Here is a 24,022-nt window from a genome sequence, read left to right as displayed (position 1 = left end):
TATGAGAACTCTACTCCTGGTGGTGGCGATAACGGTGGGCCTTGGCTCATCTGCTTTCGGATTACCCGCATTTCCTGGTGCGGTCGGTGTCGGCGCGAACAGCGTCGGCGGCAGGGGGGGCAAGGTCATAAAGGTGAAGAACCTCAACGACAGCGGTCCAGGCAGCCTCCGTGAAGCCCTCTCCACCCCCGGCCCCCGCATCATCGTCTTCGACGTGTCTGGCAACATAAGCCTCACGACGTTGCTCTACGTCAAGGAGCCGTACGTGACCATCGCGGGGCAGACGTCGCCGGGGGGGATCTCCGTTTCCGGAAAACAGTTCAACGTCGCCACCCATGACGTTGTGATCCGCCACATGAGGTTCCGCTCCGGCGGCTACCTCTACACCGGCGACGACTCGGACGGGGACAGCTTCAGCCTCTGGGGGCAGTACTGGAACGGCGGACTTCCGGTCTACAACGTCATCGTCGACCACTGCTCATTCACGTGGGGTACCGACGAGACCTTCTCGATAACCGGAGGGGTGACCAAGACGACCCTGCAGTACAATCTGATCGCGCAGGGGCTCAGGTACGCGAAGTTGGCCACCTCCGATCACAGCAAGGGGCTCATGGTTAGCGGCAAGTACAAGTTCCCCACCGAAGTCTCCCTCTACCGGAACTTCATCGCCCACAACACCGACCGCTCGCCGCTTATGTACAACCCGCCTACCGACAACACCAGCTTCCTCGTCGACGGGACCAACAACGTCAGCTACAACTGGAAGGGGGGGCTCAGGCCGTCGGTTGGGGGCGACGCGCATGTGAACTGGATCGCCAACTACGCTAAGGAAGGACCGTACTCCAACAGGCAGAACTTCTTCATGCAGGGGGAAACCATAGTGACGCCGGCGAAACCGCTTCTGTACGTGAGCGGCAACCTGGGCACCGCGCGGAGTGACACCGATCCGGAATGGATGGTGTCGCAGGCCTACACCACGACGCCGCTCCCCTCGACCTACCAGCAGGGCTCGCGGTGGGACATCTCCGCCCCCCTCCCATACGACAAGATGACCCCGGCCCTGGCATCGAGGATCGTCGCCGCGGCCGGCGCTACCGTGCCGTTGAGGGACTCGGTCGACACCGCGATAGCGAAGTCCTTCGACGCGGGGATCTCCCTTATGAAGGACACCGTCGCCTACCCGGCTGACTGGCCTACCTACGCCCAGACACCTCCCCTCACAGACACGGACAACGACGGCATGCCGGACAGCTACGAAATCGCCAAAGGACTGAACCCCAGGGTGGATGACTCGGCGCTGGATCAAAACGGCGACGGCTACACCAACATCGAGGAGTACATAAACGGACTCGCCGAACCCAAACCGGCCTCTCCTCCCAACCTCAGAAGGGCCAACCCGTAGTTAGGCGTAAATTAACGAATCGATCAACATATTTCGCAAGCCAAGAAAAAGGAGTGCGCAATAATGAAAGGTAAAGTTGCAGTTATTACAGGTGCTACGTCGGGTTTTGGCAAAGGAACCGCAGAGGTTCTGGCCGCCAGAGGTGTGAAAGTCGTCATCAGCGGTCGCCGCAAGGAACCGGGTGAAAATCTCGTTGCGGACATTCGCGCCAAAGGTGGCGAGGCAATGTTTACTTACGCCGATGTCAACGACGAAGCCAGCGTTAAAGCGCTCGTCAACAGGGCCGTTGAAAAATATGGTCGCCTTGATTTGGCAGTAAATAATGCAGGTATCTCGACTGAGGGTGCAAAGATTGCAGAATCTGAAACAGCTCGGTTCCAAGAAATGATTCAAACCAATGTGCTTGGCGTTTACTTTGGAATGAAATACCAGATTCAACAAATGCTGAAGAATGGTGGAGGCTCCATTGTTAATCTCGCGTCCATTGCTGGTCTCAATGGTATTCCCTACACGGGCGCTTATTGTGCAACCAAGCATGCGGTTGTTGGGCTAACAAAGGCAGGCGCACTCGATTACGCCACGCAAGGAATACGCATTAACGCCGTTGCGCCAGGAGCGGCCAAGACTGACATCATCGTCAAAGCGATCACCCAAGGGGTATATGACGAACCCAGTATTGCCGCTATGCATCCGATGGCCCGCATGGGCCTGCCACATGAGATCGTCAACGGCATTGTGTGGCTCTTATCTGATGAGGCATCATTCGTTACGGGCCATGTTCTCAATGTTGATGGCGGATTCCAGGCAAAGTGACAAAACTGAAACGCCTAACAAAACGGTCAAGCGGACAGTGGGGGCTTCGCTGCGCTACGCCCCGCTGCCGCTTACCTCATCGGTGGTTACCGGGTGCCGGGGAGGGGAAGCGCCGTCCCCTGCCCCGGCGCTCCGCTGATGACCCCGGTCAATTCGTCGACGAGGCGGCAGACCAGGAGGGACTTCTCCTGGCCCGCGTCGACTGACAGCACCGGGACCGTGGTCTCCTCCGCCAGGTACCTCGCGACCCTGCGCCAATGCAGGGCGGAGTTCTGCAGAAACGCCGACCTCTCCTCATCGGACTTCAGCTTCAACCTCGCGGTAAGCCCTTTGGAACGCCCCATCATCCTTGCCACACAGGTATCCGCTGCCGCGTCGAGCAGCACGACGAGGTCAGGCATCTCGACCTGGGAAAGGTAGCTTCTCAGCGCCTCTTCCGTGCCGGCGGAATCCCCGCCCACCAGCATCATCGACTTTTGAAGCATCCCCTCGTCGAACAGGACCCAGGCATCGTCCCCCCCCCCCCGCTCAAGGGAGGCGAGCAGCCCGCCCGATCTCAAAAGCCCCGAAAGGACGACCAAGCGGTCCGCCTCCGCACGGCTTTTCATGGCAGGTGCCTCGAAGAGTTCGTGGATCAGTTTGTGTTTTTGCACAACGAACCGGAAAATCGCGTCCTGCTGCCACAACGTCCTTCCTTCAAGAAGCCTGAAAACGCGCCGTCCCAGCCACTGCGGCAGCACCCGCAAAACCCTGGCCACCGACGGCTCGCCGTGGTGTTTGGCCACGTGAAAGGCCGCCTCCTCCGGGGTGAAGACGGTGCTCGACGCGCTCCTCGCGAGAACCGCAGCCACCTCGTTTACCAGCGTGGTCTTCCCTACGCCGGGAGGGCCTATGAATTCGACACAACGCATGAACGCCACCTATTATGACCGGGTCATCTCCAGCCGGAAAAGGCTGTCGGTGAGGTAGGAACACCAGGAGGGGCGGCTGTAAATCCTCAGGTACCTGAGGTACCGGCCGGAGGGCCAGGTGATCAACGGCTCCGAGAAGCCCGCCTGCGAACAGATCTCCCCCCACAGTTGCGGGGTGTGGTGTTTGTGCCACTCGATGGTCTTCATGAAGGGGTTGGTGAGGCCGAGGTCGTTGAACATATTCTCGCTGGAGACGTCCATGATGATGAGCTTCCCCCCGCGGTTCATGTCCTGCGCGATCCCCCTCAGCACATCGAGGTAGACCTCCCGCGACTGCACACTGGATTTGAGGGTGACGCAGTTAGGCTCGTCCAGGTGGTTGATGGAGGCGTTGGAGAGCACGAGGTCGAATGTCCCCTCCCCCCGGAAGTGCTGGACCGCCTTCGGCAGGATCCTGGTCGTCTCCAGCCCCAGAGCCCGGGTCATGGACGCGAAATCGTCGTAGATCCGGCCCCTTTTGAAGGAGCCGCTCCCCTCTTCGAGAGGTTCGAGGGCGACCACCTCCGACGCCCCGCACAGGCCCGCCCACATGGACAACACGCCGCTGCCGCTGCCGATCTCGAGGACCCTCTTGCCCTTCAGCGAGATGCCGCCGAAGACCTGCCGGCACAAGCGCGGAAAGTCGTACCCGTTGCGCCAGTATCCTCTCTCGCGCCCAAGCCGCAGGAATTCGCCGACCCTCTCTGCTGCAGGCGCCTCGTACCCGTTCACCATCGTCATGATCTCATCTCCGTTTCCTTAGCCGGGTGCCACGCGGGGCTCTCTGGTCCACCGCCCGGTCCTTTTCATGACCCACACCTTCAGTTCCTTGTTCAGCACGAATTGTGTCGCGTTGGCCACCACGATACCGACCAGCCCGAAGGCGGAACCGCACAGGTAGGCCATGGCGAGGTACACCGTGTTGGTGACCACAACGACATAGAAACTCGCCTTCGCGTATCCGGCGGCGATGAACAGCGAGTTTATCGGGGAGGTGGCGAAGGAGAGCCCCGCCACCATGATCATCAGGTAAAGAACCGGCAGCCGCCCAAGGAACTGGGCGCCGAAAAACGCCTTCACGATCACCCCCGCCGCCAGGCAGAGCGCGCCGCAGAGGGCAACGGAGACCAGCGACAGCGCGGCCATCGACTTTCTGGCCAGGGCTACCGATTCGTCGAACCTGTCGCTGCCGATCAGCTTGGTGAACTCCGGGAAGACGGCCTGGCTCACCGGGTCGGCGACGTTGGCGATCACCTTGACTATCTCCTTGTAGACCTTGTAGCACCCAAGCGCCTCCATGGAGATGACAGAGCTGATCACGATGACGTCGAAGTGCCTGACCGGGACCCGGATGATGGTCCTCAGGTTGGTCCACCAGATGAAACCGACCTGCTCCCTGCTGATGTGCATCCTGCTGGACCACCACTTCCGCCCCAGTCTCCGTGTAGCCAGCCGCGCGCCGTAGCAGGTGAGCAGGAGATTGGCCAGGATGTCCATGCAGATGTAGACGCCGATGAAGACGGCTGCCTCCCCCTTCATGAAATAGCAGGTGCCCACCGCGGCAAGTCTCAGCACGGCGACCCCTATCTGAATCCTCGCGACACCGGTGAACTCCCGCAGCAGGCGCGGTACGCCTATGGCCAGGGTGGTGCTGTTGAAGAGAATGGTCAGGGCGTAAAAGGAGATCATCGGGAGGTAGCTTTTGCTCCATCCCGCCGCGACGGAGACGGGAAGGAGCAGCAAGAGCGCTGCGCCGCAGGCAATGACCGCGCTCACCGTGTCGATCACCACATTGGTCCTGATCAGGCTCCCCAGTTCCTGGTCGCTGGGGTTTGCCGAACCGAATTTGACCACCGACTCCCAGGTCTGCACGTTGAAGATGTCGTTGATAAGCGCGGCATAGGTCTGGCAGAGGGCGAACACCGCCAGAAGCTCCGCCCCCACCGCGCGTGCCAGCAGGGAAAAGGAGACGATGTTGAAGGCCGACGCCGCGGAGTTGCCGAGGAAGATCGTGCCGGAGTTGCGCAGCAGCCTGGCGAAGATGGTATCGTTGGTCATGTGTGAGCCGCACCGCTTCTTTCCCCTTGCTTTTCCTGCAGCGAGGCCACCTCCTCACTGGCGAAGAAGGCGATCACGACTGCCATCGCGACCTGCCACCAGAAGAATTCGTAATAAACACGCGAGGTGAACAAGCCCCCCAGCAAGGTGGAGACGAAGGAACTCCCCAGGGAGAAAACGGCCAAAATCAGGAACGGGTCGGCGCCTTCCCTCCCCCGCAACGCCCTGTACCCCCTGTGGATGTTGAACCAGGTCCCCAGACAGATCGACAACCAAAGCAGCAGCCCCAGGGGCCCCTGTTCGACCAGCACCAGCAGGTAGGAGCTGTGGGCGCCCCTGACACCGGTCTCCCCGTCGGCGTGGACCTTCAGGATCTCCGGAGGCATGTAGTCCTTAGCCAACTGCTTGAAGCCGCCGGGACCGGCGCCGAAGGGATGGTCCGCCACCATCTGCAGCCCGTACCCCCAGATCTCGAGCCTCCCGCTGGAGAGGGTGTTGGCCTGCTGGTCATCATTGATGGCCTGGGTCGCCTGGGTCAGACTGGCCAGCCGCTCCATCATCTCCTGGTCCGCAAGGTAGAGGAAGGCGACTATGCCGAGCGCCGCCATGGCCATCATCGTCTTTCTCAACTGCCGCTCCGCGAGGAAGATGAAGGCGACGAAGAACCCCCCTGCGAGCGCGACGAAGGCGCCGCGACTGTTGCACAACACCAACGCGTTGAGTATGAACGGTGCGCACAGCAGGCAGATGATCCGTTCGTACCGCTTTCCCGAGAGCAGGAAGGGAACCATGAGGGGGATGACGCCGACCAGGAGCAGACCGAACAGGTTCGAGCTCACCGAGTCCGCGCCGCCGATGTTTTCCAGGCGGCCATGTATCCTTTTGCCGTACAGGTAGGCGTTCAGGGAGAGCTTCGCGCTCAGGATGATCAGCCACAACCACAGCACCCTTAGCTGCCACCGCTCGGTCATGATCTTGACCAGGCCGAAACAGATGACCGTGTACGAGACCATCAGCGTGAGGAACCCCATGGAGACCGGTTTGAACTCGGATCCGAGGGAGAGGAGCGCGGTAAGACCGAGAAAGTAGATGACCAGATGGACCGTCCGTATGGGGCGGTCGGAAAGGCTGTTCTTGTGCAGAAACATCGACGCCAGCAGGACCGCGGTGGTCAGGTAGCTCCACTGCTGGAAGGGGAGCAGCTCGCCCCACCAGTTGATGTGCGGGTCGGGGGAGTTGAAGTAGATGTGCGCGTAGACCAGGAGGGCCCAGAAGGGTCCCCGCAGTATGGCGAGTAAGTATCCCGCACAGTTCACGAAAACGAAGAGAAGGGCAGTCAGCATGGCGCGCTCGCAATTCCTGCCGCCTCACCCCGGACGGTAGGCACGGAGGAAGGGGCGTTGAGGTATGCCGCGGTTGCGTCGTCGCCGCTCAGCGCCCGCCAGACGAGCCGCTTGACGTCGAGCAGCACCTCCTGGTAGCCGCGCATGGCGTCGACGGCCAGGGTGTTACCCTTTTCCGCGATGGCGTTCACCGCCCTCACCTTCTGCAGGTGCGCCTCCAAGGGAAGATCCGCCTTGCGCTTGCGCAGCGCCTCCAGGTCGGCCTTCAGGACCAAGATGCGGTCCGGGCGCGCCAGCTGCCGGTACAAGGAGGCTTCCAGGTCGGCGAAGCGGCTGCCGGAGTTTCCCAGCCGCGGGCCGTCCATGGGGAGGGGCATGCAGTTGAACTCCTCCATCGGGAAGCGGTCCGACAGCACGATCTCGCCCGCCGCGGCAAGGCGGCTGGCCCGCAGGGAGACGGCACGGCGCCGCCGGGCGACGACCAGCCACAAAAGGGCCTCCAGCGCCCCGGCCCAGGGGCGAAGCCCGAGCCCGGCGAGCCTCCTCGCCAATGCGAAACCCGCGTGTACCACGCCATCTTTCGGGATACCGAGGTACACGCGGCGGGTCTGCACCTTCCAGGAGAGCCACCGGTCGAGATCCTGCACCAGCGACGACTTGCCCGCGCCGTCCGCGCCCACCAGGGCAAAGACACGCCCGCCGCCGGAGACCGTTTTCTTTGGGGAGTACCGGGGCATAAGAGGAAGCCTCCTCAGGTACTGGACGGCGTACTTCACGTAGCTTGCGGGTATGTTCTCCCTCGCGTATCCCCTCAACCCGAAAAGGATGCGCGCTTTGCCTCGCAAAAGCGCCCCGGCCCGGAGCGTCCCCCCTCTCACGTCGCGGATGAAGTCGAAGATGAGCTCCGGAGCGAGGGGGAGATCGCTCTCCCGGTAGATGTCCCGGGCTTTCTCCAGGTCGGAGTTACCGGTCAGTTCAAGCAGTTCCTGGAGGATGTGGTCCGGGAACGGGTTGTAGGGCTCCCCCAGGGACTCCTTTATGCGCAGCTTTACCAATGAAGCGAGGTCCGTCTTCATGTGCGCCCGCAGCACCAGGACGATCAGCTCGAGCTCCGGACAGGGGATCCATATCCCCTGCGGGGAAAGTACCAGGTGGTTGAAAAAGAGCCGCTCCAGCGGAAGCCGGTGGTTCTTGATGAACTTCTCCCCCATCACCAGCGCGTAATGCACGTGGAGGTGGATCAGGGCGCCTGTTGCGTAGTCGAAACCGAGGTAATCCTCCAGTCCTGGAAACGCCTTCCCGGGCGGCGCATCCAGCCTCTTCATTCCGAAGAAGGCAAGTGACTGCTCGAAGAGCTGCCGAGAGGCGGGGTCCACCAGGAGGTCCAGGTCCGTCTTCCCCGCAAGCGACATCTCGAGGTTACGGTTGCTTTTCCAGTGGCAGTACAAAACCCCGGAGCTGTTTAGATGATGGAAAAACTGTGCGCATATCTCGAGCATGACTCCCCACTTTCACCAATCTTGCACGATGCCGGACCGTCAGCCGTGTCCATAGCTACTTCTTCAGCATCGCCAAAAGCTTCGTCACCGGCACCCTGCACAGACAGAAGAGCTTCTTGCCGGGTCCAAAGGGATAGAAATGCCGGACCGACCCCTTGAAATGCAGCACCTTCGCCCCCCCGCTGAACATCTCCGGGAAATAATAGAAGTTGTAGATCCTCCCCGGGAAGTACTTGACGCGTACCCCGTCCAGGACGTGCACGCTCCAGGGGGCCGGGTACCGGTCGGGACAGCACAACCGGTTCAGCGCCATCTGGTCGTTCCCCAGTTCATCCGTCAGGCACGACCACCTGGCGACGAAGTCCTCCGCCTGCCGCGTCGGCCTGAAAAAGATGACCCCGGCGTTGACGAACCTGACGATCTCCATGTGCTTTTTGTGCCACTCCGACTCCAGCTCACCGGCGTCCCGGAGGGTGACGCCGACGTCGTAGTCATCCGTATCGATCTCGTCGAGGCCGGCGCGCAGCTGGGCGTCTCCGTCCAGGTACACCACCAGGTCGTCGTGCTTCGCCATGGAAAGTCTCACGAGCCCGGGCTTGAACAGGGACTTGCTCTTGTACCCGCCGACGACTTCCTTCTCGTAGTACCCCTTCGCGGCGAAGGTCTCGTCGGTTACGGAAAACGGCTCGCCCATGCCGAGTTCCCCCAGGTCGTAGACCTCGGCGGTATACCCCTGCCGCTGGGCAACAGCGACGGTGTGTGAGATGACCTTCCTGAAGCTGAAGTTCTCATACTCCTCCCCGCTGTCGTCTTTGGCTCTATCAGCATTTGCGCAAGTGACTATGACCATCGGTTCACCGTTCGGGTTTTGCTGCCGGCACCAGTTCCTCGTAGAGCCGGCCGTATTGCAGCGCCATCCTGGCGCCGGAGAAAGACTCCGTCACATGGTGGTACCCGGCAACCCCCAGGCGCCTGGCGAGCTCAGGGTCCGCCGCCAGGCTTTGCAGGGCGTGCGCCAGCTGCGCGGCGTCGTTGGTCGGGAAAAGAAGCCCGGTGCGACCATGTTCGACGAGGTAGCGGCACCCTGGGATGTCGGAGGCGACCACCGGCACCCGGGCGGCCATGGCTTCCATGACGCATCTCGGGATGCCTTCGGACTCCGAGGGGAGCACGAAGGTGTCGAACCCCCTGAGAAAGGAGAGCCGGTCCGGCCTGAAACCGAAGAAGCGCACCCGCTCACCAAGCCCCAGCCTGCCGGCCAGCGTGACAAACTCCTCGCGCTGCGGACCGTCGCCGACCAGCGCCAGCCGCCACTTCCCCATCCCCTCGCCGGCGAGTGCCGAGAAGAGGGTTTCGAGTCCCTTGCCGTGGATGAGGCGGCCGATGTACCCGGCGATGAGGGATCCTTCCTCCTTCCACCGGGTCATGCTCTCTTCCACCCGGTCCACCGCTTCGACTTCCTGCAGGTCGACGCCGTTCTCGATGAGGTGCAGTTTTCTCCCCACCCCCGGAATGCGTCCAAGGTCTCTCGACATCGCCTCGGACAGCGGAGCCACCGCGTCGCAGAAGGGGAAGATCACCCTGTCGAGGGTCTCGTAAAGGCGCAGTTTCAAGTCCGGGTCGCTGGTCCATCCGTGGGGGGTGGAAACGACCCTGCACCCGGTCCCCAGAGAGGCAATCACCCCGATCAGGTCGGTCTTGTAGCCGTGGGTGTGCACGATGTCGATGCGGTTTCGCTGCATGAAGCGCCTCACCTGGCCCAGCGACGAGGGGCTGAACCTGCCGCGGCTTTCGAACACGACCGTCTTGAACCCCAGGGAGTGTGCCTGCTCACAAAGGGGGACGGGGTCGCGGGGATGGTCCTTCACCGCCCCCACCCAGACGTCGAAGCGGTCGGGCGGCAGGCTCCGTACCAGCGCGAGGATCCAGCGCTCCGCGCCGTACAGCCCCGAGGGGCTCCCCAGCTGCAGCACGGTGATCCTCCCGCTCCCGCATGTGCCGGTCGCCTGCATCTCTTCACGCGTCTTTTGTGTCATGGTGTGAGTCAACCCGTCATACCCCGCCACATGCATGTCCGTCCCCGGCGCGGCTCTTAACGTCCGGCCCGCGCCAGGGCGGCCCCGCGTGCCAGGAGGTACACGTTCAAGATGAGATAAAGTTGCAACACGCTGGAGAGGGCCAGGTGCGGGAGGTGGACCCGCAAGCTCTTCACCAGAAGGAGCAGGTGCCAAAGTAGCACGGGAAGAACCAGGTAGCCGCGCATCCCGGCGGGGGCGAGGCAGGCGGCGGCAAGCAGGACGAGGGAGGCCCCGTGCAGTACCGGCGCGAGCAGACTGGGAACCTCCCTGCGCGACACGCCGTGCAGCCTCATCCCGGCCAGATTGCTGGCCCCGCGCCACCGCTCCTTGCGGAAGAAGTGGGCCAGGGTCGCGGCCTCGCCATGGTGCACCGCGACGATGCGCTCGTCATTCATGATCTTCCCTGCCCGGCCCAGCCGTATGCAGATGTCGTAATCCTCACAGGTCACCAGGCGTTCGTCGAACCCTCCGCAGCCGGCGAAGGCCTCCCGGCGCAGGAACATGTTCATGGATTCCAGCCATTGGGTCTCCCCAACCTCCCGTTTTTTCCTCCTCACCCTGAACCAGGCCCGCTGCACCCAGGTGGCGTCCGGCGGCACGACCGGGGGGCTGCCAAAACAGACGACGTCGTCACGCTCAAGGTAGCGGGAGGCGGCCTCCAGCCAGTCGGGGGCAACGGTGCAGTCGGCATCGATGAAGACCAGGATTTCACCCCGGCTGCGCCGCGCGCCCAGGTTGCGCAGTGCGGCGACGGTCACCCCCGGCTGGACCAGAACCTGCGCCCCTTTGCTCCGGGCGATCTCGACGGTGTCATCGCTTGAGCCGTTGTCGATCACCAGCACCTCGTAGTCGTCGCGGCGCCACCGGAGCGCCAGCATGGAATCGAGGCAGCGCCCTATGTTCTTCCGCTCGTTTCTGGCAGGGATGATCACGGAAAACCGCGGCCTGGTGTCACCCGCACGGGGCGCCGCCTGCTCTTGTTTCATCGAGGATGTCAATACTCCCTCCGGAACCGCGGTGCTTTGAAGAGGTAGCGGTGCTTCACAAACAGGTAGGCGAGCCCCCGGACATGGCTGATCTTCGCCTTGTTCAACCTCCACCCCCGCGAGATCTCCTGGGTGTGATGAACCACCGCGACAGTGGGAACGCAATGGATCTGGTACCCCTGCCTCCACACCCTGATGCAGAAGTCCACGTCCTCGGGCGAATAGAAGATCCTCTCGTCCAGCATCCCTACGCGGTCCAGCAGCCGCGAGGGGAAAAGCCAGAACGCCGAGATGGCGTAGTCCACGGGGAAGGTCCCGGTGACCTCCTCCTGGGAAGGCGACTCCCTGGCTTCGATGGCACGCAGGCGCAGCAGGCGGTTCAGCTTGCGCTGCAGGGTGGGAAAGGAGTCGCACGACTTCTGGATCAGGCCGCTCGGGTACCGGATCCTCGGGACGACCAGACCGACATCGGGGTGGCTCTCCAGGTACCGTATGAGGTCGGTGAAGACCCCCTCGCCTACCTCGACGTCGGAATCGAGGATGCAGATGTTCCTCCCACTTGCCCTCTTGAGCGCCAGGTTGCGCGGCAGCGTGGTACCGAGGTTTTCGGGGAGGAACTGCAGCGCCAGCCGCGGGTGCAGCGAGGCGAGCCCTTCCAGCACCAGGCGCGTCCCGTCCGTGGAGCCGTTGTCGACCACTTCCACCTGGTAATCCAGCCGGCTGAGCTCAAGGGAATGCAGGACCGACGCCAGGCACCTCTGCGCGTATTTCTCGGAATTCCAGGTCAGAACGATCACGGAGAGATCCACGGACAGGCTCCTCTTGTGCTCTTGGTACCGCCGCCGCTGCGGCGCCCGGTTCACGGGATGCAACGCACGATGTGCGGCCCGGCGAGCCTGGTCACCAGCACGGGCAACCTGCGCCAGAGGGCGATGGCCATCCGGTAGCGGGGGTTCTTGTTGTCGAGCTCGGGCGGCTGCGTCCCCTGGTCCAGCAGGTACTGCCAGTGCAGCTGTACCGGCTTCGCCCCCCACTGCTTCTTGAAGTTGTAGGTCCCGCCGTCTGGGGTGGAGCGCCCGAAATCGAAGCTGGTGCAGCCAAGGCCGATGGCGTACTTGATGGCCTCCCAGTACATCATGTTGTTCGGGCACAGAGTGCGGTACTCGGCGAGGGAGGATGCCCACGGCATCTCGACGCTGTCCCGGTACCGGCTGAGAATCCCGGCGGCGATCACCGTTTCCCCGCGTTTCACGGCGACGATGCGCGCGCTTCCGGCCAAGTCGGCGAGGACGCTTTGGAAAAACCGCTTGGCGTAGACCGGGGTGCCTAGGTCCCGCATGTTTCTGGCGAAGACGCGGTAGAAGTCATCGAGGTACTCCGCGTCCCCGATGAGACAGGAAAGCCCCACTTTCTCGGCCTTGCGCACCTGGTTGCGCAGCTTGGCGTCGAAGCCGTCCCACTGCGCCTTGGGGTCCCGCTCCAGTGCCAGGAGCATGGTGACCTTATGCCTTCGCTCCGGTAGCCCCGGGTGCGCATGGCCTACGTGACGCAGCTCCACGTAGGACGCCCCGCACTCCCCGCGCAGGGCGTCCGCCCTGGCCAGAAGCGCCTCCCGCGCCGCCTCGCTGTCGCAGAGCACCCCGCCGTAATTCACGAAGGGGACCGAGACCAGGAAGTTGCCAAAGAGCGCGCTTTTCATGTGCACGAGCGGCAGCACGCCGGTTACCCTGTCCTGCGCATCCAGGGCCGCCAGGTAATGGCACCTGTGCCCGAAACTCTTCTCGATGATGCCGCGCCAGACCCAGCGGTGGTAGGGGGTACCGGCAGCGCTCGCCTCGACGTAGGCGTCCCAGCGCTGCGGCGCGAGATCTTCGGTAACCCTATGCACCGTTGCCACCTCCCCTCGCGTCGTGCAGCCGCAACACCTCGCTCATGGTGCCGTAGCGCACCCCCTGCAACAGATAACGAAGCTTCCCTTCGGTCCTCGAGAGGTTGACGTAGTGCCGGAAGCGGGCCCTGAGTCCCGCCTGCACGCGCGGCTGTCCCGGGTCTATCTCCCAGGGATGCAGGTAGAGCACGGTCGGCTGTCCCTCCACGGCGTTGATCCTCTGTATGCCCCACCGGATCAGGGGTGCCGGCAAAAGCCTCAGGTATCCCCCCCCCGCGATGGGGAACTGCAGGCTCCTCCCCGCCACCCGGAGCGGCAGCGTGCTGAGCGGGAACTCGTGGAGCATCCCCCCGGACGTGCGCACCCGGTAGGGAAAGCGCGGCGCGTCAGGGATCCCGTAGGTGTCATGGTGGATGGGAAAGACGCTGGAATCATAGCTGTACCCCTCCTCGGAGAGGATGTCGAACGCCCAAAGGGAGTCGCGCGTTATCGAGTAGGTGGGGGCACGGTACCCCCGGACCGGCACGCCCGCCGCATCCTCCAGCACCAGCTTCGCCCGCCGCACGTCCTCGCGGAAAAGTTTCGGCCCGATGGCGAAGATGAGCTGATGACCGTAGCCGTGGCTCGCTATCTCGTGGCCGCGCCCCTGGATCTCCCTGACCAGCTGCGGTTGCCGCCGGGCGATCCAGCCGAGGATGAAGAAGGTGCCGTGTACCCCATACTGTTCCAGAAGGTCGAGCAGACGCGCGACGTTGTCCGACACCCGCAACGGATAGCTGTCCCAGCTCTCCCTGGGGATGTACGGCTGGAAGGCGTTGACCTGGAAGTAGTCTTCCACGTCTATGGTCAGGGCGTTCAGCACCGGGCCGACACCTCCTCAAAAGGTCTTTTTCAGCGCCACGATGACGCGGTTGGTGTGCTTGCCTCCGGCACCGCTTACGATGTCGTCCTGGTAGGCGACGAAGGTGTAGGTGAGACCCGCCGTGATGCCGTGGTTGAACTGGTAGTTGACGCCGCCGCTGCCGGTGAAATGGTAGGAGTAGGTCTCCCCGGTCATGTGGTCGCCCGAAAGGGCCAGGTTGCCGTTGAGCCGGTCCGACAGCTCCTGGTGCCAGAACAGCCCGACGGCGGTCTTGCTGCGGTCGGCCCTGGCGAGGATCGTCTCCCGGTACTTGGTGTAGCCGGTGCTGAGGCCGACGGCGCCCCGGCTCAGACGCTTCTCCAGCAACAGGCGGTGGCCCGTCTCGATGGTGTAGACGGACAAGGGGGCCTCGGTGGACTTCCGGTAGCTTGCCAGGGTCGCCGAGAGGGGGCCGAAGTCCTTCGTGACGCCGGCATCCCAGAAGAGGTTGCGGGTATCCTCCCTCCCGGCAAAATCCTGCCAGCTGTGGCCGATGCTCGCGTGAACGAAGGAACGCTCCGCGAACTCGTAGCTAAACCCCGCGTTCACGTCGTTCAGGGTGTAATCGATCAGGTCCGTGGTCAGCTCCGCGAAGGCGTACCCGGCGCTCAGGCTCAGTCGCTGGGTGGGGGTGAGGGTGAAGTCCGCCCCCCACCTGTTCTCGCGCTTGTTGATCCCGTCCCCGTTCCAGTAGCGCGTGTCCACGAAGCGGTAGCTGGTCTTCAGGGTCGTTTTCTCACCGAGCCTCCACATAAGGTACGGGTTCACGATGCCGGTGTTGCTGTCGCTTTGGTTGGAGTAGAGGCTCTCCGCGGTACTGTCCCGGGCGATATCCAGGGAAACCCGGGTCAGGGTGTCGGCGAGTTCGACGAAGAAGAAGTTGTCGACCAGCTCCCCCTTCCCCCTCAGGTTCGCGTTGTGGTTGCGCTCGTCCCCCTTGGTCCCGTGCAGGTAGTGGTGGTAATCGAAGTTGTAACCGCCGCTTGCCTCGATCGCGGGGGAGCGGTAGTTCACCTGCGCCCCGGGCTGAACCCGCGTGATGAAGTCGCTGCGCCGGTCGACGGCGGAGTCGAGGACGTTGTCGCTGAACTCCTCGCTCACCCCCAGAAACGGGGTGAAGGTGAAGTCGGCGCCCAGGGCGGTCGCGCCGCACAAGCAGGTAAGGCAGAACAAACCGGCACTGGCGCACCTGCGGCCTCGCTCTCTCGCCATGCTCACCTCCCCCTCCCGATGCCGCCGCCAAGAAGCAGTCGCTGCATGAAGCTCCTCTCTGGAGTACCCTTGTCCGCGTGCCCCCCCGCCAGTTCTTCGGCGAGCCCGGAAACCTGTCCGCGCACATCGGCCACCTCCGCGTCGATCCTCGCCGCATGCGCGTTGAAATCCTGACGCAGAAGCGACAGGGTGGCGGTAACCTCGTTCAGCGTCTGCCGCAGCAGTTCCGCCTCATGGTCCGGCACCCCATGTTCCGGCCCGGCAGGAGACGCGGGAGGGAGGCTCCTCCCCCAGAAGTGGGTCTCGAAATCCAGGTCCCCCAGTACCTCCCGGGTGAGTTCCGGAGTGACGACGAAGCTCTCTTCGGCGAAAGCCGCCAGCATGAGGAAGTCGCAGATGACGTTCACCAGCCGCGGGATCCCTCTGCTGTACTGGTAGACGAGCGCCAGGGTGCCCGGTGCGAAGGTGACGGCGCTCCGGTTGCCGGCCACCTCCAGGCGATGCAGGATATACTCCTCCATCTCCTCCTGGCTCAGGGCCTTCAGGTGGCAGTTGATGCTAATCCTCTGGCGCAATTGCCTCAGCCCGGGCGTGTCCAGGGTGTCGCGCAGTTCAGGCTGGCCGACCAGCAGGATCTGCAACAGCTTTCCCTGCGCACATTCGAGGTTGGAGAGCATCCGGATCTCCTCGAGAAGCTCGGCGGAGAGGTTCTGCGCCTCGTCGACCACGAGCATCGGGAAGTTGCCGGCGCCGAACTGCTCCAGCAGGAAATCGTTCAATTCCCTGAGCAGGGTGATCTTGTCGCGCCCGGAAACCTCGAGACCGAAGTCGTCGTTGATCATGGCGAGAAGCTGCTCGGAGTTGACCCGGGTGTTGAAGACCTTGGAGACCACCACCCGTTCATACCCCGTCCCCAGGAGTTCACGGATGATCGTGGTCTTGCCGGCCCCCACCTCCCCGGTAAGGAGGATGAAGCCGACGCGCTCCCTGATGCCGTAGTTCAGGTAGGTGAGGGCCTTTTTGTGGGACCGGCTCAGATAGATGAAGTCCGGGTCTGGAACCAGCTCGAACGGTTTCTTGCGCAGCTTGAAGAAGGCTTCATACATGGCGGCTCCCCGTCACGGCGCCACCGGCGGACTGTCCTTGCGCCTGGCACCAGACTCGCGGTAGTACGCATAGCGGCCGTCCGTCTCGTCCACGGTGGCGGCGTTGTACACGATCCCCAGTAGCGGGGAGCTCTTCAACGCATCCAGCGCCTCCCTCACGTTGGTCTGCGAGGCGAGCCGCTCCATGACCACGAACAGGACACCGTCGACCTGGCCCGCAAGCGTCCTCGCCTCTGCGAACGACAGCACCGGCGAGGAGTCGAGGATGATGTAGCGGTCCGGGTAGCGGTTCTTCAGTTCGGCAAGCACGCCCCTGCTGCGCTGGGAGCCGAAAAGCTCGGCCGGGTTGTCGATGGAGCGCCCGGCGCGGATGATGGAGAGCTTGCCGATTCCGGTGGGGATGATGGTCTCTGCTATCTCCACCTCCCCCGCCAGTATCTCGGCCAGCCCGGCCCCCTGCTCCACGTTGAAGTAACGGTGCACCGAGGGTCGGCGCAGGTCGGCGTCCACCAGCAGCACCGTGTGATCCAGTTCCTGGGCAAGGCTCACGGCCAGGTTGATGGCGGTGAGGCTCTTCCCCTCGCCGGGAACGGAGCTGGTCACGAGAATGCTGTTGCGGAAGGACTCACCGGTGGTCATCTTGACCAGCACGGACTTGAGCTTGCGGAACTCCTCGGCCGCAGGGCAGTGAGGGTCCTTGAGGCTCACAAGGTACGGGCTGTCCGGCGCGAGCGTGCCGTACCTTGGGGAGACCGGGGCCCTGAATTCCTGTGTGGCCGGGGAGGGAGACGCGACAGGCGCTGCGGGCTGGGGCACGTCGACGCCGCGCGGCCGCGCTGCGGAGTCATCCCCCTGCCGTCTGAGAAATGCCGCCTTTTCCATGGCTTTTTCGATTCTGCTCATATGGGAAACCTCGGTTTGTGCGTCAGTGCAGCACGCGGTTTACGGTTTCGGTCTTGAAGGCGTAGACGCTGTCCAGGAGACGGTCCATGTGGGGCATGTCCAGGGCCTCCATCACCGGGAAGACGAGCATCAGGAGAAAGTACAGCGCTGAAGCGGCGAAGATCCTGCGGCTGCGCAGGCGGCTTGCCGCCTCGCCCAGCGGGTCGCGAACCCGGGGGATCACGGCGAGGACCGGCAGCCCCGACTCCCGCACCGTCGCGACCTCCTTCACCGAGGGGTCGAGCTGGTCTGCCAGCACCAGCAGCGCGAAGCTTCCGGCGAGCCCGCCGACGATCCCCAGCAACATCAGTTTCAGCCGGTTGGGACTCGACGGCTTCACCGGGAGCAGGGCGGGGTCGACGATGCGGAACGTGGTGGACTTGTCCTGCACCTCCATCTGCTTCGACACCTCTGACTGACCGTGACGGGCGAAGAGCTGGTCGTAGATCTTCTTCTGGTTCTCCCATTCCACTTCGAGCTTGGCGAGCCCCGCCTTCGCCTGCGGGATGCTCTGGAGCAGCTGCCGGTTGCTCGCTATGTACCGCTTGAGCCCCTCCTCAGACACCTTGAGGGCGCCGATCTCCGCATCGATCCTCGCAAGCTCCTGCGGGTCCAGCGAAAGCACCTCCCCCCCCTTGCGCAGCTTCAGCTGCTCCTTGACGCTTTCGATGTCCCCCTTAACGGTGAGGACCTCGGGGTAGTTGTCGGTGTACTGAACCTTGAGCTCATCCAGACGTTTTTGCAGCGCCACCAGCTTGAGCTGAAGCGGGTCGCTCCCCTTTCGGGTCACCTGGCGCATCCCCTCCAGCTGCCTGCGCTTGAGTTCGAGGTCGTAGAGCTTTTGCTGAGCCGAGTTGATCTCCTCGAACAGCTTCCCCTCGTTGATCGAGATCACCCCCCCTTTTTCCCGCTTGTAGGAGTTGACCTCGGCCTCGGCCTTTTGCAGCTTCTCGTTGAACGCCTTGATCTGCTCGGAGAGGAATTGCGTGGCGCCGTAGGACTCGCCGCGCTTGGAAGAAGTGTTCTGCTCGATGTACGTACGCACCAGCGTGTTGACGTAGTCACGGGCGAGCTTGGGGTTTTTGTCCGTGTAGGAGATGGTGAAGAGGTTCCTATCCTTGACCTTCACCTGTGTGTTGAGCTGCAAATTCCTGATCAGCACCTCGTTCTCACTCTGGCTCTTGCCAAGGGTCATGTCCAGCGAGTCAGCCACCTTGGTCAGCAGCGTGCGGCTCGTGATCTCGTAGGTGAGCACGCTGATGGTCTGCTCCATGGACGGCGTCACCGTGATCCCTTTCACGAGCTCGCCGATGACGTTCTTCTCGATGAAGACCGTGCTGGTCGCCTCGTACTTGCGCGGAAGGATGAAGCTCAAAAGGAAGACGGCGGTCATGATCGCTAAAGCCCACACAACGAAACGTTCCTTGTTCCGCGTCAGCAACTGCAGGTACTTCTTGTATTCCGTTTCGAATGACTGCTGCATGGCTGATACGCTCCCCGGGGGGCCGCCCCCTGTGACTGATTAGAAGAAGCTTTCCTTGATCAGGACGTAGTCCCCGGCCTTCAGTTCGATGTTCTGGGAAAGGTCCCCCTCCCTGAAGAGCTTCTTCGCCTTGACCTCGAGGGACTGTTCCTGGGCTCCGTTCTTGCGCCGCACCACGACGTCGTTTTGGTCGGCGAACTTGTTGAAGCCACCGGACTCCAGGATGGCCTCCATCACCTTCATCCCTTCCCGGTACTCAATCGCCCTGGGGAGGTTCACGGCCCCGAGGACGTAGACACTGCGGTCGAGCAGCAGGGGGACGAAGACCGAGTCGTTACTCTCTAGGGTGACGTCCTGGCTCGTGTCCCCCTGGATGAACAGGCGGTGCAGGTCCACCTTCAGCTTCTTCCCCTCGCGCAACAGGTAGGCGTTTTTCAGGTCGGCGGTCTTCACTTCCGGGAGCATGCACAGAAGCTGCAGGAGCGTGGTGCGCCGGGACAGGTCGACCACGGACGCCTTCACGCCTGAACCAAAGACATAGACCTTGGAGTTGGTGATCTCGCGCACCGTGACGGTGACGATGGGGTTCTTGACCAGCTCTTTGAGCCGCCCGCCGAGGTGGGTCTGCAGCTGGCTCGGCGTCGATCCGCTGGCCACCACCTCGCCCAGGCCGGGCACGGTGATCTTGCCGTCAGGGCGCACCCGCACCGGGAAGTTCAGCTCCTTCACCCCCCACACCGATATGTCGAGGGAGTCCCCTCGCCGATCACGTAGTCCCCCCCCCACGCAGAGAGCGGGAAGCAGCAAAGAGCCAAAAGCAAAAACAGCCGGCAGCTAACCTTCATGGCATCCTCCTTTCACCTCATCTCCCCCGCCCGAACAGGACCACCTTCACCGTCTCCATGATGATCTGGGTGTCGAGAAAGACGGAGAGGTTCTTGATGTAGTACAGGTCGTAACGGAGTTTCTCGATGGCGTCCTCAACCGTCGAGCCGTAGGGGTAGCGCACCTGGGCCCAGCCGGTGAGGCCGGGCTTTATGGTGTGCCGCTTGGAATAGTAGTAGATCTCCTTCTTGAGCTGCTCCACGAACTCCGGCCGCTCGGGCCTGGGACCTATGAAGCTCATCTCGCCGCGCAGCACGTTGAAGAGCTGCGGGATCTCGTCGATGCGCGAGTTCCTCAGGAAGGACCCGACCCGGGTGATGCGGGCGTCGTTCTTCGCGGCCCACACCGCCCCGTCGCGCTCGGCGTCCTGGCGCATGGAACGGAACTTGTACAGGGTGAAGATCTTCTCCCCCAGCCCCACCCGCTTTTGCGCGAACAACAGCGGCCCCGGCGAGTCGAGCTTGACGGCGAGGGCTACCAGGGGCAGAAACGGCGCGGCCAGCATCAGGCCGGTGAGGGAGAACAGGATGTCGACGCAGCGCTTGTAGAGGTTGACCAGGGCGGTATGGTGGAAGCCGCTGGAGAAGATGATCCAGCTCGGCGTCATCTCCTCCAAAAGGAGCTTCCCCTGCACCATCTCGTAGAAGGTCGGGGCGTCCAGCACCTCGACGCCGTTCAGCTTGCAGCGCATCATCTCCTGCAGCGGGAGCACCCCCCTCCTCTCCACGAGGGCCACCACGATGGTCGACGCCTTGTGTTCGCGCGCGGTCCCAAGCAGATCGTCGTTCCCGGGTATGATCTGGGAGCGGAACAACTCGGGCTGATGCACGGTCTGCTCCGGGCGGAGCCCGTCGTCGCACTCGATGAAGCCGGCCAGGGCGAAGGAGCCGGTTTGGGAGCTCAAAAGCCCCCCCAGCTGGCAGGCGAGGTCTCCGGTGCCGAGTATCAGCACCCGGTGCGCGAAGGGAACCCTGCGGGCCCCGATGCCGGAGACCGCGTACCAGGAGAACTGCAGGACGATGAAGAAGCCCAGGGCGAAAAAGAGCACACCCCGCCCAAGCATCAGCTCCGGAGAGAGGTAGTAGACCACGGACAGGAAGAAGAACGCGGCGCACCCAGCCTGGACGCAGGTGGCCAGGATGTCCCGCTTGCGGCTCTCCCTGGGGAGGGTATACACCTCCATCAGGTAGGAGGAGAACAGGACCACGGCCACGAACAGGGCCGCCGCCATCATCGCATGGTCGGGCTGCCACCCGGCCTTCAGGACCAGGGTGCCCAACCTGACCTGGGCCGCCAGGACGAGGGCCGCCAGGGCGAGAAGACCGTCTACCAGGATGTAAAAGGAAACGCGAAGATCCATACTGCAGCACCGTTTCTCCCTTGCCTCGCGCCGCGCGGCGTGGGCGCCGCTACTTCTTGAACTGCGCCAGCAGGGTCTGGGCCGCCTTGCGGTCCGGGTACTCACCTAGCGTGAGCGACTCCTGCAGTGCCTGCCGGGATTTTGCCGGATTCCCCGCCTGGTGATAGGCAAGCCCCAGATGGTAGCGGACCGTGGGGTCGCGCGGCAGAAGGCCCGCCGCGCGCTCCAGCACCTTCACCGCGTCGCCGCTGCGCCCGTTTCGGTACAGGGAGTAGCCGAGCGTATCCATGACCCCCACGTTCCCCGGCTCCAGCCTGAAAGCCGTGACGGCGTACCTCAGGGCATCCTCCTTCTTCCCGTACCCTTCCGCGCAGAGATAGGCGAGGTTGTTCAAGGCGGGTACGTAGGAGCCGTGCTCCTGCACGATGGAGCGGTAACGGGAGAGGGCCTCCTGTTTTTTCCCGGTCGTCTCGAGGAGGTTCGCCAGGGCGAAGGCGGCCGCTGCCGACTGGGGTTTCACCTTGAGCGCCTCCTGGAACGCCGCCTGCGCTGCCGGGTACTCCCTCCTGGCGCGATGCAGCTCTCCCAGCATGATGCGCGGCTCCGCGCTCCCCGGTTCCACCTTGATGGCCCGGTTGACCTGCGCCAGGGCGGAGGCTGTGTCCCCGGCGCCCTGGTGGACGCCGGCGAGGACCAGGTAGCCGCGGGCCGAGGTCGGATGCCGCGCGATCAGCCTCTGCGCCTGCTCCACCGCCTTGTCCCCCTGCCTGAGGGCGGTGTACGCCTTGATCTTCAGGGAGACCCCGCGGTCCGGGTCGAGCGGCTCGATCTCGTCGGCGAGCTTGATCGCCTTTTTGTACTCCTTCTGGGCCAGCAAAAGTCGTCCCTTCGCCTCCCGGGGGACGATCGCCCGCGGGTCCCGTCGCACCGCGTCGTCGAGCACCGCGATGGCCTTCCCCATGTTGTTTTTCTTCTCGTAAAAGGCGGCCAGTGCCAGGAACGCTTCGGGTTTGCCGGTTCCCTTGGCCTTTTCGTAATAGGCGAGTGCGTCGTTATCCTTGTCGGCCAGCTCGCTCAGGGCGGCAAGGCCCAGCAGGGCACGCAGGTCGTCGGGGATCTTGCTGTGGAGTTCGGTGAGTTCGGCGATGGCTTTGGCGTAGTCGGCCCGGGTGGCGTAGTGGCCAGCCAGATTCAGGTAACTCGCCGCGAAGAGCGGGTCGACCCGCTTGGCCTCGGTGAGGCTCTTCATCCCCCCAGCCTGATCGCCGGCGCCGAACTGAAGGGCCGCCAGCGCGTTGTAGATGATGGCGTCCTGCTTCCCTCCCCTGAGCCCCTCGCGCAAAAGCGCCGCCGCCTTGGCGCCCTTGCCCTGGCGTTGCTGGTAGGAGGCGAGGAGCAGCCTGCCGTTCAAGGAGTCCGGGGCGGCCCTGACCGCCTTGGCAAGCTCGTTCTCCCCGTGGTCAAGATCCCCCTTGCTGAGGTAGAAAGCTCCTTTCTTCAGATGCGCCTGCGCCAGCTTGGGATCGAGGCTCGTGGCGCGGTTCAGCTCGCGCATCCCCTCCTCGAAGAGGCCCTGCTGCAGGTAGGCGCTTCCCAGCAGGTTATGGGCGGCGGCGTCGGAGTCGTTGTCGGCGAGCACCTTCTTGATCTCGCCCACGCCGTCATCGACCCGCTTTTGGGCGAGCAGGATCTGGGCCGTCATCAGTCGCGCCTGTCGCGAGTAAGGAGCCTTGTCCAGGATGATGCGGAACTGGCTGAGCGCGTTCTCCAGTTCGCCGTTGCAGTAGTAGCTGAGGCCCAGGAACTGAAAGCCGTCTATGCTGGGTGCGAGCTTCACCGCCTGCTGCAGATGCGTGATAGCCTCTCCGTAAGCCTTGCGGTGGAAACTGACCACCCCCTTGAGCCGGTACCCCTCCCCTCTCTTGGGATACTCCTTCATCATCCGGTCCGCGGCGGCTTCCGCCCGGTCCAGCCGGCCCCGCTCGACCTCGATGAGACCCATCTTGTACTGCGCCTCGAGGCGGGACGGGTCGAGCTGCAGGATCTTCTGGTACAGCGCGGCGGCGCGGTCCATGTTGCCGGAGCCCGCCTCGAGAGCGGCCAGCATGAAGAGGGCCCTGAAGTTCTTGGCGTCGTGCTCCACCGCCTGGTTCAGCAGGGATCTCGCCTGTTCTCCGTGCTTGAGCGCGAGATGCGCCGACGCGAGCTGCACCATGGTCGAGGCACGCCCGGGGTCAGCGGCGAGTGCCCGCTCCAGAAAGCCGAGAGACTCCTGGTACTTGCCGCGCACGGCATAAGCCCCCCCAACCGCCTCGAGCCCCTCCGGGGACCCAGGGCGGCGAGCCAGGTACTTCTGGGCCGTGTCGTAAGCCTCGTCCCCCTTGCCCATGCTCACGTAGAGCCGGGCCAACTCGATAAGCGCCCCGTCATGCGACGGGTTCTGGGTGAGCACCTTGAGGTACTCCCTCTCCGCCTGCTCCTTCTTCCCCAACTCGGCGTAAGCCTTGGCGAGTTGCAGGCGGGCGTCGTAATAGTTCGCGTCCTTCTCCAGGGCGTTCTTGAAATAGACCACCGCTCCGGAGGGATTGGCGGCGTCGAGTTGCTTGACACCTTCCTGGTAGAGGGTTTCCTTGGTCTTGCTACCACATCCCCCGATGCTCAGCAGCGCGAACAGTATCAGAACGACTACTTTCATGGGTCAACCCTCCAGACGCCTCGCGTTTCTCAAACCGAAGAATTTTCAAATTAAAATTTACTGTCGATTTTCTTAACAAAATGGCGCGTCTTTTTCAAGACAATTCTAGCGTCCTCCCATTCCCCGGCGAAAAAACATTAATTCACGGCATCTTACCGCGATGTTCCACGCCCCATCCCAATCCTGTCGTCCGCTCCCCCCCGCCCATTACGGAACCAGTGGAAGGTGTCCGCGAGGCTAAACCAATGTAACTGCGTCTTTTCCATTCGCGCCGCACCTGCCTGCGACACCCCCTTGCTGTCGGTAATTTTTACACATCAGAGGGCAGCTGCAAGCCTCACAGTAGTTTATTAGTTATATCTAATTGTTTTTTCGTCGATGGCACCATACTTGCTCTATGCAGGATTCAATTAATTTTCAC

General features: G+C 63.1%; 20 protein-coding genes. 2 read left to right on the top strand and 18 right to left on the bottom strand.

The window, feature by feature from the left end:
- The first annotated feature begins 1 nt into the window (after nt 1).
- On the top strand, nt 2-1,402 hold the full coding sequence (locus tag KP001_RS03805; protein ID WP_217288252.1) for a pectate lyase family protein: 1,401 nt from the start codon (nt 2-4) through the stop codon (nt 1,400-1,402).
- 63 nt (nt 1,403-1,465) lie between these two features.
- Nucleotides 1,466-2,215: an SDR family NAD(P)-dependent oxidoreductase gene (locus KP001_RS03800; protein WP_217288251.1), complete on the top strand. Its 750-nt coding sequence runs from the start codon at nt 1,466-1,468 to the stop codon at nt 2,213-2,215.
- An 86-nt stretch (nt 2,216-2,301) separates the two neighbouring features.
- On the opposite strand, the gene KP001_RS03795 is transcribed toward KP001_RS03800, so the two are convergent.
- The 18 genes from KP001_RS03795 to prsT all read right to left on the bottom strand — a co-directional run bounded on the left by KP001_RS03795 (nt 2,302) and on the right by prsT (nt 23,601).
- Nucleotides 2,302-3,126, bottom strand: a complete 825-nt coding sequence (locus tag KP001_RS03795) for a nucleoside/nucleotide kinase family protein (RefSeq protein WP_217288250.1) — start codon at nt 3,124-3,126, stop codon at nt 2,302-2,304.
- Nucleotides 3,127-3,138: 12 nt separating this feature from the next.
- Nucleotides 3,139-3,906, bottom strand: coding sequence for a methyltransferase domain-containing protein (locus KP001_RS03790; RefSeq protein ID WP_217288249.1), 768 nt, complete (start codon nt 3,904-3,906; stop codon nt 3,139-3,141).
- An 18-nt stretch (nt 3,907-3,924) separates the two neighbouring features.
- Complete coding sequence (locus tag KP001_RS03785; protein WP_217288248.1) at nt 3,925-5,223, bottom strand: lipopolysaccharide biosynthesis protein; 1,299 nt, start codon at nt 5,221-5,223, stop codon at nt 3,925-3,927.
- Nucleotides 5,220-6,566, bottom strand: coding sequence for an O-antigen ligase family protein (locus KP001_RS03780; RefSeq protein WP_217288247.1), 1,347 nt, complete (start codon nt 6,564-6,566; stop codon nt 5,220-5,222). The genes KP001_RS03785 and KP001_RS03780 overlap by 4 nt, the downstream gene beginning before the upstream one ends.
- Nucleotides 6,560-8,065 (bottom strand): nucleoside/nucleotide kinase family protein, encoded by a 1,506-nt coding sequence (locus KP001_RS03775; protein ID WP_217288246.1) that lies wholly within the window; start codon nt 8,063-8,065, stop codon nt 6,560-6,562. The genes KP001_RS03780 and KP001_RS03775 overlap by 7 nt, the downstream gene beginning before the upstream one ends.
- 55 nt (nt 8,066-8,120) lie before the next feature.
- Nucleotides 8,121-8,915, bottom strand: a complete 795-nt coding sequence (locus KP001_RS03770; protein WP_217288245.1) for a putative nucleotide-diphospho-sugar transferase — start codon at nt 8,913-8,915, stop codon at nt 8,121-8,123.
- 4 nt (nt 8,916-8,919) lie between these two features.
- Complete coding sequence (locus tag KP001_RS03765; RefSeq protein WP_217288244.1) at nt 8,920-10,101, bottom strand: glycosyltransferase; 1,182 nt, start codon at nt 10,099-10,101, stop codon at nt 8,920-8,922.
- Nucleotides 10,102-10,157: 56 nt separating this feature from the next.
- Nucleotides 10,158-11,129 carry a glycosyltransferase gene (locus KP001_RS03760; protein ID WP_217288243.1) on the bottom strand — a complete coding sequence of 324 codons (972 nt, stop codon included), beginning with the start codon at nt 11,127-11,129 and terminating at the stop codon, nt 10,158-10,160.
- Between the two features lie 8 nt (nt 11,130-11,137).
- Complete coding sequence (locus KP001_RS03755) at nt 11,138-11,938, bottom strand: glycosyltransferase family 2 protein (protein ID WP_217288242.1); 801 nt, start codon at nt 11,936-11,938, stop codon at nt 11,138-11,140.
- A 50-nt stretch (nt 11,939-11,988) separates the two neighbouring features.
- Entirely contained in the window at nt 11,989-13,017 is a 1,029-nt protein-coding gene (locus tag KP001_RS03750) for a FemAB family XrtA/PEP-CTERM system-associated protein (RefSeq protein ID WP_217288241.1), read from the bottom strand.
- Nucleotides 13,010-13,879, bottom strand: a complete 870-nt coding sequence (locus KP001_RS03745) for an XrtA system polysaccharide deacetylase (RefSeq protein ID WP_217288240.1) — start codon at nt 13,877-13,879, stop codon at nt 13,010-13,012. The genes KP001_RS03750 and KP001_RS03745 overlap by 8 nt, the downstream gene beginning before the upstream one ends.
- 15 nt (nt 13,880-13,894) lie before the next feature.
- Nucleotides 13,895-15,130 carry a TIGR03016 family PEP-CTERM system-associated outer membrane protein gene (locus KP001_RS03740; protein ID WP_217288239.1) on the bottom strand — a complete coding sequence of 412 codons (1,236 nt, stop codon included), beginning with the start codon at nt 15,128-15,130 and terminating at the stop codon, nt 13,895-13,897.
- Between the two features lie 2 nt (nt 15,131-15,132).
- Nucleotides 15,133-16,236: an XrtA/PEP-CTERM system-associated ATPase gene (locus KP001_RS03735; protein WP_217288238.1), complete on the bottom strand. Its 1,104-nt coding sequence runs from the start codon at nt 16,234-16,236 to the stop codon at nt 15,133-15,135.
- Between the two features lie 12 nt (nt 16,237-16,248).
- A complete protein-coding gene (locus KP001_RS03730; protein ID WP_217288237.1) occupies nt 16,249-17,139 on the bottom strand; it encodes an XrtA-associated tyrosine autokinase in 891 nt (296 codons plus the stop codon).
- 22 nt (nt 17,140-17,161) lie between these two features.
- Entirely contained in the window at nt 17,162-18,661 is a 1,500-nt protein-coding gene (locus tag KP001_RS03725; RefSeq protein ID WP_217288236.1) for an XrtA system polysaccharide chain length determinant, read from the bottom strand.
- 39 nt (nt 18,662-18,700) lie between these two features.
- Complete coding sequence (locus KP001_RS03720) at nt 18,701-19,390, bottom strand: SLBB domain-containing protein (RefSeq protein WP_239027886.1); 690 nt, start codon at nt 19,388-19,390, stop codon at nt 18,701-18,703.
- A 133-nt stretch (nt 19,391-19,523) separates the two neighbouring features.
- Nucleotides 19,524-20,906 (bottom strand): TIGR03013 family XrtA/PEP-CTERM system glycosyltransferase, encoded by a 1,383-nt coding sequence (locus tag KP001_RS03715; protein ID WP_217288235.1) that lies wholly within the window; start codon nt 20,904-20,906, stop codon nt 19,524-19,526.
- Nucleotides 20,907-20,955: 49 nt separating this feature from the next.
- Nucleotides 20,956-23,601: an XrtA/PEP-CTERM system TPR-repeat protein PrsT gene (prsT, locus tag KP001_RS03710; protein ID WP_217288234.1), complete on the bottom strand. Its 2,646-nt coding sequence runs from the start codon at nt 23,599-23,601 to the stop codon at nt 20,956-20,958.
- Nucleotides 23,602-24,022: the final 421 nt, after the last annotated feature.

The organism is Geomonas subterranea (genome assembly GCF_019063845.1).
Classification (GTDB): Bacteria; Desulfobacterota; Desulfuromonadia; order Geobacterales; family Geobacteraceae; genus Geomonas; species Geomonas subterranea.
This window is presented reverse-complemented; position numbering and strand designations above follow the sequence as displayed.

Excerpts from the sequence above, each read along its gene's own strand:
- KP001_RS03805 (WP_217288252.1), top strand. The coding sequence starts at position 2 with ATGAGAACTCTACTCCTGGTGGTGGCGATAACGGTGGGCCTTGGCTCA.
- KP001_RS03800 (WP_217288251.1), top strand. The coding sequence starts at position 1,466 with ATGAAAGGTAAAGTTGCAGTTATTACAGGTGCTACGTCGGGTTTTGGC.
- KP001_RS03795 (WP_217288250.1), bottom strand. The coding sequence starts at position 3,126 with ATGCGTTGTGTCGAATTCATAGGCCCTCCCGGCGTAGGGAAGACCACG.
- KP001_RS03790 (WP_217288249.1), bottom strand. The coding sequence starts at position 3,906 with ATGACGATGGTGAACGGGTACGAGGCGCCTGCAGCAGAGAGGGTCGGC.
- KP001_RS03785 (WP_217288248.1), bottom strand. The coding sequence starts at position 5,223 with ATGACCAACGATACCATCTTCGCCAGGCTGCTGCGCAACTCCGGCACG.
- KP001_RS03780 (WP_217288247.1), bottom strand. The coding sequence starts at position 6,566 with ATGCTGACTGCCCTTCTCTTCGTTTTCGTGAACTGTGCGGGATACTTA.
- KP001_RS03775 (WP_217288246.1), bottom strand. The coding sequence starts at position 8,065 with ATGCTCGAGATATGCGCACAGTTTTTCCATCATCTAAACAGCTCCGGG.
- KP001_RS03770 (WP_217288245.1), bottom strand. The coding sequence starts at position 8,915 with ATGGTCATAGTCACTTGCGCAAATGCTGATAGAGCCAAAGACGACAGC.
- KP001_RS03765 (WP_217288244.1), bottom strand. The coding sequence starts at position 10,101 with ATGACACAAAAGACGCGTGAAGAGATGCAGGCGACCGGCACATGCGGG.
- KP001_RS03760 (WP_217288243.1), bottom strand. The coding sequence starts at position 11,129 with ATGAAACAAGAGCAGGCGGCGCCCCGTGCGGGTGACACCAGGCCGCGG.
- KP001_RS03740 (WP_217288239.1), bottom strand. The coding sequence starts at position 15,130 with ATGGCGAGAGAGCGAGGCCGCAGGTGCGCCAGTGCCGGTTTGTTCTGC.
- KP001_RS03735 (WP_217288238.1), bottom strand. The coding sequence starts at position 16,236 with ATGTATGAAGCCTTCTTCAAGCTGCGCAAGAAACCGTTCGAGCTGGTT.
- KP001_RS03730 (WP_217288237.1), bottom strand. The coding sequence starts at position 17,139 with ATGAGCAGAATCGAAAAAGCCATGGAAAAGGCGGCATTTCTCAGACGG.
- KP001_RS03725 (WP_217288236.1), bottom strand. The coding sequence starts at position 18,661 with ATGCAGCAGTCATTCGAAACGGAATACAAGAAGTACCTGCAGTTGCTG.
- KP001_RS03715 (WP_217288235.1), bottom strand. The coding sequence starts at position 20,906 with ATGGATCTTCGCGTTTCCTTTTACATCCTGGTAGACGGTCTTCTCGCC.
- prsT (WP_217288234.1), bottom strand. The coding sequence starts at position 23,601 with ATGAAAGTAGTCGTTCTGATACTGTTCGCGCTGCTGAGCATCGGGGGA.